Source organism: uncultured Rothia sp. (assembly GCF_916715725.1).
Lineage (GTDB): Bacteria > Actinomycetota > Actinomycetes > Actinomycetales > Micrococcaceae > Rothia.
Genome location: NZ_CAKAPD010000018.1, coordinates 21,161 through 28,028 on the forward strand (window position 1 = coordinate 21,161; position 6,868 = coordinate 28,028).

6 protein-coding genes are annotated in these 6,868 nt (G+C 60.3%); 3 read left to right on the forward strand and 3 right to left on the reverse strand.

Annotated elements, in window-relative coordinates; translation table 11 throughout:
• Positions 1-317: 317 nt before the first annotated feature.
• Both QZ822_RS08580 and QZ822_RS08585 read left to right on the forward strand, forming a co-directional pair.
• Complete coding sequence (locus tag QZ822_RS08580; protein ID WP_294643972.1) at positions 318-1,427, forward strand: mannose-1-phosphate guanylyltransferase; 1,110 nt, start codon at positions 318-320, stop codon at positions 1,425-1,427.
• 282 nt (positions 1,428-1,709) lie between these two features.
• Positions 1,710-3,095, forward strand: a complete 1,386-nt coding sequence (locus QZ822_RS08585; RefSeq protein WP_294643973.1) for a hypothetical protein — start codon at positions 1,710-1,712, stop codon at positions 3,093-3,095.
• A 146-nt stretch (positions 3,096-3,241) separates the two neighbouring features.
• Here the strand turns inward: QZ822_RS08585 and QZ822_RS08590 are convergent, their stop codons facing one another.
• The 3 genes from QZ822_RS08590 to QZ822_RS08600 form a co-directional block, all read right to left on the reverse strand.
• Complete coding sequence (locus QZ822_RS08590) at positions 3,242-3,799, reverse strand: 2'-5' RNA ligase family protein (protein ID WP_246827897.1); 558 nt, start codon at positions 3,797-3,799, stop codon at positions 3,242-3,244.
• A 72-nt stretch (positions 3,800-3,871) separates the two neighbouring features.
• Positions 3,872-4,936 (reverse strand): tryptophan--tRNA ligase, encoded by a 1,065-nt coding sequence (gene trpS / locus QZ822_RS08595; protein WP_070542584.1) that lies wholly within the window; start codon positions 4,934-4,936, stop codon positions 3,872-3,874.
• An 86-nt stretch (positions 4,937-5,022) separates the two neighbouring features.
• Complete coding sequence (locus QZ822_RS08600) at positions 5,023-5,898, reverse strand: exodeoxyribonuclease III (RefSeq protein ID WP_005508971.1); 876 nt, start codon at positions 5,896-5,898, stop codon at positions 5,023-5,025.
• Between the two features lie 83 nt (positions 5,899-5,981).
• On the opposite strand from QZ822_RS08600, the gene QZ822_RS08605 reads away from it, so the two are divergent.
• Positions 5,982-6,812, forward strand: a complete 831-nt coding sequence (locus tag QZ822_RS08605) for a GntR family transcriptional regulator (RefSeq protein WP_294643976.1) — start codon at positions 5,982-5,984, stop codon at positions 6,810-6,812.
• Positions 6,813-6,868 lie beyond the last annotated feature (56 nt).

A 6,868-nucleotide genomic window follows, 5' to 3' on the forward strand; every position in this document is an offset into this window, starting at 1 on the left:
TCCGGGTTCTGAGGGGTCATTGTGACCCTCAGCTTCCGGGCACAGCTGTGTGCTCACCGACTGCTTTTGTTCGTCTGTTACTTCCAAGATATCAGGTAAATTCACAGCTTATTGACACCCTGTTTAGGGAATTTTTACAGGTTCTAAAAGTGAATTAGGGCATGTTTTTATTACCATATCGCCTACTTCCCTGTGTTTGTGCGGAACTTACCTTAACCTAACCTCAAACATCGCCTAAATGAGAGCCGCCTGACACTTTTTTGTTAAAACCTAAAAGAATTCGATATATGACAAATTGACCCGCTATTCTTGAAGCGATGAATACTGCACTCACTCGATTCCGCCCGCTCATTCCCGCCGGCGGTGTTGGCTCGCGTTTGTGGCCCCTGTCCCGCGCGCACGCCCCGAAGTTCCTGCTCGACCTCACCTCGTCGGGCAATTCTCTGCTGCGTGACACCTACGACCGTCTCATCGATCTCAGCAACGGTTCCGTCATGGTGGTTACCGGCACTTCGCACGCCAATGCGGTTACCCAGCAGATTCCTGAACTGCGGGCCGCTGACCTGGTACTGGAGCCCTCCCCCAAGGATTCGGCTGCAGCTATCGGCTTGGCTTGCGCCATCATCCACCGCCGCGAACCGGACGCTATCATCGGCTCCTTCGCAGCTGACCACGTCATCAGCCCGGTGGACGAGTTCCAGCGCGTGGTGACCGAGGCTGTCATCACCGCGGCAACCGGCAAGATTGTCACCATCGGCATTACCCCCACCGAGCCCTCCAGCGCGTTTGGCTACATTCATGCCAGCGAGCCCCTGGGCATCGAGGGTGCTCCCAATGCACACGCAGTGGACACCTTCGTGGAGAAGCCGGACACCGCCACCGCACAGAAGTACCTGGACTCCGGTGAATACACCTGGAACGCAGGCATGTTCGTGGCACCTGCCGCCCTGATGCTCAAGCACCTCGAGGCGAATGAGCCTGAGCTGTACGCAGGCATTATGGAGATTGCTAACGCGTGGGACACCCCCGAGCGCGAGGCCGTTATGGAGCGTGTCTGGGAGACCCTGCCGAAGACCGCTATTGACTACGCCGTGGCTGAGCCCGCAGCGGCAGCAGGCGACGTCGCCATGGTTCCCGGCTCCTTCAGCTGGGACGACGTTGGAGACTTCGACGCTGTGGCTCGCCTGAACACCGAGAAGAGCGGCGAAGAGCTGACCATCCTCGGCGAGAAGGACAACGTCATTAACCACGGTTGCTCCGGCATTATTGTCGCGAACACCGAGCGCAAGATCTCCGTGATTGGCTTGGACGATATCGTTGTGGTTGACACCCCCGATGCTCTGCTGGTCGCACCGCGTTCCAAGGCACAAGCTGTCAAGGATGCTGTGGGCGAGATTAAGGCGCGAGGTCTGAACAACCTCCTCTAAATTTTTAGCCCTGAGTAGGTACATGAGCCTTACTCGAGCGAAAGATACCTCTAGAAACCGGCTCTCTTCTTTTTCGGAAGGGAGCCGGTTTTCTTTTGCCCTAATGGGTCATTTTGCGGGCGGTTTCAAGACTTTTACCTAGTGGGGCGCGGCAGGATACTCCCCTGCAGCTGGGCAGGGGGAAGAATGTCTTATGCGCCCCGTGCAGGTTGCACTTCCAGAGCCTGATACGAGCCAAGGATCAACCACTATAGAGAACCATTCTCATGTTAGTCTTGGTGCATGCACATGACCCGTAAGTTTTTCCTCACCCGCGCCGGTGCACTCGGCGCTGTAGCCGCACTCGCCCTGACCGCATGCGGCTCCCAGACCACCCAGACCGGCCAGAATACACAGACCAGCCCCAGCGCCTCCACCTCCGCGAGCGCAACTCCCGCCCCCATCACCGAAGGCAAGGGCGCGGCAAGCCGCGTCGCCATCACCTACGACGGCGGTGTGCTCGTCTATGACGCCAAGGACATGAAGCTGCTCGCAGACATCCCCAAGGAAGGCTTCCTGCGCCTCTCTGACGCTGGCGATAACCGCCACCTCGTCGTTGCAGACGGCAACAGCTACACCTTCCTGGACACCGGCGTATGGTCCGTAGCGCACGGCGACCACTCGCACTACTACACCACTTCCCCGTCGCTGTCTTCGCTGTCTCTGGCGGCTGACCACACCGGTCACGTCATCAAGGACAACGGCAAGGTCGCGGCATTCGCTGACGGCACCGGCTCCTTCGCCGTGTACGACCCGGCGAAGCTGACCCACGACAAGCGCACCGCCTCCTCCCTGGAGACCACGACCGTCACCCTGCCGAAGCCGCACCACGGCTTCGCAATCCCGCTGCCCAACGACCAGTACCTGGTAGCAGTCGGCGACTCCAAGACCCGCACCGGTGCCGCCGTTGTGGACGCGCAGGGTAAGACCGTAACCGAGAGCCCCGCATGCCCCGGCGTTCACGGTGAAGCCATCGCCAAGGACGGTGCATTCACCATCGGTTGCACCGACGGCGCACTGGTCTACAAGGACGGCAAGTTCACCAAGATCACCAACCCCGAGGACCCGTACTCGCGCTCCGGTAACCAGGCTGGCAAGGCTGACTCCCAGTACGTTCTGGCGGACTACAAGACTGACAAGGACGCTAAGCTGGAGCGCCCCGAGAAGTTCTCTATTATCGACACCGTTGCGGCGACCCGCACCGTCTACTCCCTGCCTTCTGGCGTGAGCTACACCTTCCGTTCGCTGGCTCGTGGCCCTCAGGGTGAGGCTCTGCTGCTGACCACCGACGGTAAGCTGCGCGTCTTCGATCCGGCGACCGGCACCGAGCTGGGTTCCGTACAGCTCATGGAGGCGTGGACCGAGTCTGAGACGTGGCAGGACGAGCGTCCGGCACTGTGGGTGGACGGTAAGACCGCCTACGTGACCGATCCGGCGACCAAGAAGCTCATTGCGGTGTCCCTGTCGAACCCGGCAGCACCGAAGGAGCTGATGAGCGTGGAGCTTCCGAAGACCCCGAACGAGATCCTGGGTGTTTCTTCTGCGAACGCTGCACCGGTTGAGGCTGAGGCACACGGATCTGCGGCGCACGGCGCTGCTTCCTCCTCGGCTTCTGCTGACGCACACTAATCCGGCGAGTCTGGCGAGCCTCACGAGGGCCACTCCCGCTATGGTTCTCACGCTGAAGCAAACCTAGCGAAAACATAAAGAGAGATGCGACCGATAACCTATCGGTCGCATCTCTCTTTGTGCATGCAGGGTTTATGCGCCAGCTACTAACGCAGCGGCAGACCCCCAATTTCTTCCCAGTTCTGCCCATCGTAGGAGTAGCAGTGCAGGTGATCCACGGTGAAGGTACGCTGCTCGGCGGGCAGAGCATCAAACACCTTGCGGGCGTTCGCCACCTGCTCCTCACTCAAGCCGTGGCCCAGGGTCACGTGCGGCACGTAGGGGAAGGATGCCGCGCCGGCACCGAATAGCTCAACCAGCTTCTGGTGAATCTGCTCGAACTCGGTTTTACCCGCCTCCAGGTTCAGGTACTCCACCTCGGTTACCGGGCGGAAGGAGTGTACCGAACCCCAGCGTGCTTCAAAACGCGGCGTGTCCAGCGCCTCGCGGAACTGCGGGGACTGCACCGCAGCCAATAGAGACTCGTTCAGCTCCGTCAGGTACACGGTCACGTGGGTGCTGATAGGCGCCACCGCACCACCGGCTACCGCGCGCTTCCACTCTTCCAGGCGCTGAACATTCTCACCGCTCACGTGCGCAATAACACTCAGGTAGCGGCGACCGGGTTTCAGGGTCGGGGATACAGGAGCCGTCGTGGGGCTCAAAGAGTTCTCTTGTGCTGTCATCTCAATCGTGCAGGTAATGCGGCGTCTCAGCCGGACTGGCTGAACAGCGCGCTAGATTGCTGCGGCAGGCAGGAAGCCAACCTTCTTGTACACGTTCTCAATGGTGACCGTAGCGATCTCGCGGGCAGCGGATGCGCCCACAGCCAGCAGGCGGTCCAGCTCGGCGGGGTCGTCCATCAGCTCGAGGGTACGCTCACGCACCGGGGTGAGGCGCTCCACCACGATATCGGCAAGGTCAACCTTCAGATGGCCGTACATCTTGCCCTCGTAGCGTGCCACAATCTCGTCGATGCTCTCGCCGGTCATTGCCGAGTAGATGGAGAGCAGGTTGGAGACGCCGGGCTTAGCCTCGCGGTCGTAGGCGATGACGGAGCCGTCATCGGTCACGGCGGACTTAATCTTCTTCTGGGTTACCTTGGGGGTGTCCAGAAGCTTAATCAGGCCCTTATCGGATGCCGCAGACTTGGACATCTTCGAGGTCGGGTCCTGCAGGTCGTAAATCTTAGCGGTTTCCTTCAGAATCACCGGATCGGGCACCACGAAGGTCTCACCGAAGCGGGAGTTGAAGCGCTGAGCCAGGTTACGGGTCAGCTCCAGGTGCTGACGCTGGTCCTCGCCCACGGGCACGCCGTCCACCTGGTAGAGCAGGATGTCGGCGGCCATCAGAATCGGGTAGGTGAACAGACCCACGGAGGCGTTCTCGGCGCCCTGCTTCTGGGACTTGTCCTTGAACTGGGTCATACGGGAGGCCTCACCGAAACCGGTGAAGCAGTTCAGAACCCACGCCAGCTGGGCGTGCTCGGGCACGTGCGACTGCACGAACAGCGGGGTGCGGGTCGGGTCAATGCCGGAGGCGATGTACTGCGCCGCGGTCAGGCGGGTACGCTCACGCAGCTCCTCGGGGTTCTGAGGAACGGTGATGGCGTGCATATCCGGGATAAAGAACAGGCATTCGTTATTCGGGTCGTCCTGCAACGCGACCCAGTTGTTCACAGCACCAATATAGTTACCCAGGTGCATCGAATCAGCCGACGGCTGCGCACCCGAGTAGATACGCGCCTTCTGCTGAGAGGCGTTAGGGATGAGGGACTTATCCTGCTTCTTTTCGTCTGCCATAGTTATTTCCTGTGCAGTTCTTCCTGTGCGGTGCTGCGGACGGTGCAGCACATCTTCAAAAACTTATCTGTAGGTGGGTCCGCGTCTTACTCACCGATGCGGTAGTCAACCACGAGCGGCGCGTGATCGCTGAAACGCTCATCGTAGCTTGCCGCGCGGTCCACGACCGCTTCTACGGCGCTTTCGGCGAGCGCCGGGGTCGCCATGTGGTAGTCGATACGCCAGCCTGCGTCATTATCGAACGCCTTACCGCGGTAAGACCACCAGGTGTAGGGGCCGGGCACCTGACCCGCCAGCTCACGAGCCACATCGCGGTAGCCGATATCACCGAAGAAGCGGTCAAAGTAGGCGCGTTCCTCCGGCAGGAAGCCGGCACGCTTCTGGTTAGCCTTCCAGTTCTTAATGTCCAGCTCGGTGTGGCCCACGTTCAAATCGCCCACGATAAGCACGTGGTCCGAATGCTTTGCCAGTTCAGGCATGCGCACCAGCATGCGCTCCAGGAAGCGGTACTTATCGTCCTGCTTCTGGGTGCCGACCTCGCCGGAGTGAACGTAGGCGCTGACCACGGTTAGGGTCTTGCCGTTGGGCAGAACGTAGTCTGCCTCAACCCAGCGGCCCGAATCGTCAAAGTACTCTTCGCCAATATTCGAGCGGGTCGCTACCGGCTGGTTCTCCAGGAGTTCACCGGCCGAGTTCGGGGTGCGTCGGGTCGCCACCAGCACGCCCGCACGGCCCTTCGCGGCAGCCTCCGCGTGCAGAATATGCCACTGGGATTCGTCCAGCAGCTCACGCACGATAGCGTCGGGGGCGCGCACCTCCTGCAGGCAGAGAATGTCGATGTCACGGCTCGCCAACCACGCCGCCATATCCTTCTTGTAGGCGGCTCGGATACCGTTCACATTCACGCTCGCCACGCGAAGCAGACCGCTCGGGCGCGGTGCAGGGGTGTTAGAAAAATGCATAGTCTTAATTATGCCAGTTTGAGGGAAGAGAAATTTTCACTCGTGCGCGTTTTTTCTCTGGCTGAACGGTAAACTATTGGGTGATGAATTCACACTCCTCACAGACCACCGACCACGGTGCCCCCTCACATTCTGCGGGCACCACCGCATCCGAAAGTACCGTTCACAACGCTGAGAGCCGCTACGAGCTACCCCCGATTCCCGGCCCGAAGTATGAGCAGGTTATCCACTATATTGAGCAGCGCTACATTATTCCCGGCAAGCCCGGCGATAAGCTGCCCACCGAGCGCATGATTCAGCAGAACTTTGGGGTGAGCCGCCAGACGGTTCGTAGCGCTCTGAAGGTTCTGATTGAACGCGGCCTGCTCTACAACGTGCAGGGCTCCGGCACCTACGTTGCCGAGCGTAGCGACGCCACCTACATTCCGCGCGTGGACGCCTTCGTTGACGACATGCGCCGCCGCGGCTTTGAAGGCTCCACTCGCATGATTGCGACCCGCTGGATGGACGCCACCGAAGAAATCTCCACCCACCTGTCCGTGCCGGTGGGCGAGAAGGTACTGTTCGTGCGCCGCCTGCGCCTCGCCGACCACGAAGTCATCGGTTTTGAGCGTTCCTACTTCGTGAAGGCAGCCGCAAGCAGCATCCTGGACGCCATGATGGCGGAAATGTCCGGCGCCTCGAGCTCCCTCGATCAGCTCGCTAACACCCCCAACGCAATCAAGCACGCCCGCGTACGCACCAGCGCGGCGCTCTTCACCGACGCCGACGCCGAGGCCTTCAACCAGCAGGTCCCCGTGGGCGAGGCGGCGTTCAAGGTCTGCGCAACCGGCTACACCGAAGAAGGTAGCCCCGTCGAGTATGCAGAGACCCTGTACCTCGCTGATGCCTACTTCTACGAGATGATTCTCTAGCACCTACCTTTTCTTGTGATGACAGTGTGAAGGGCGGTGCCCCGGTAGATTGTTCT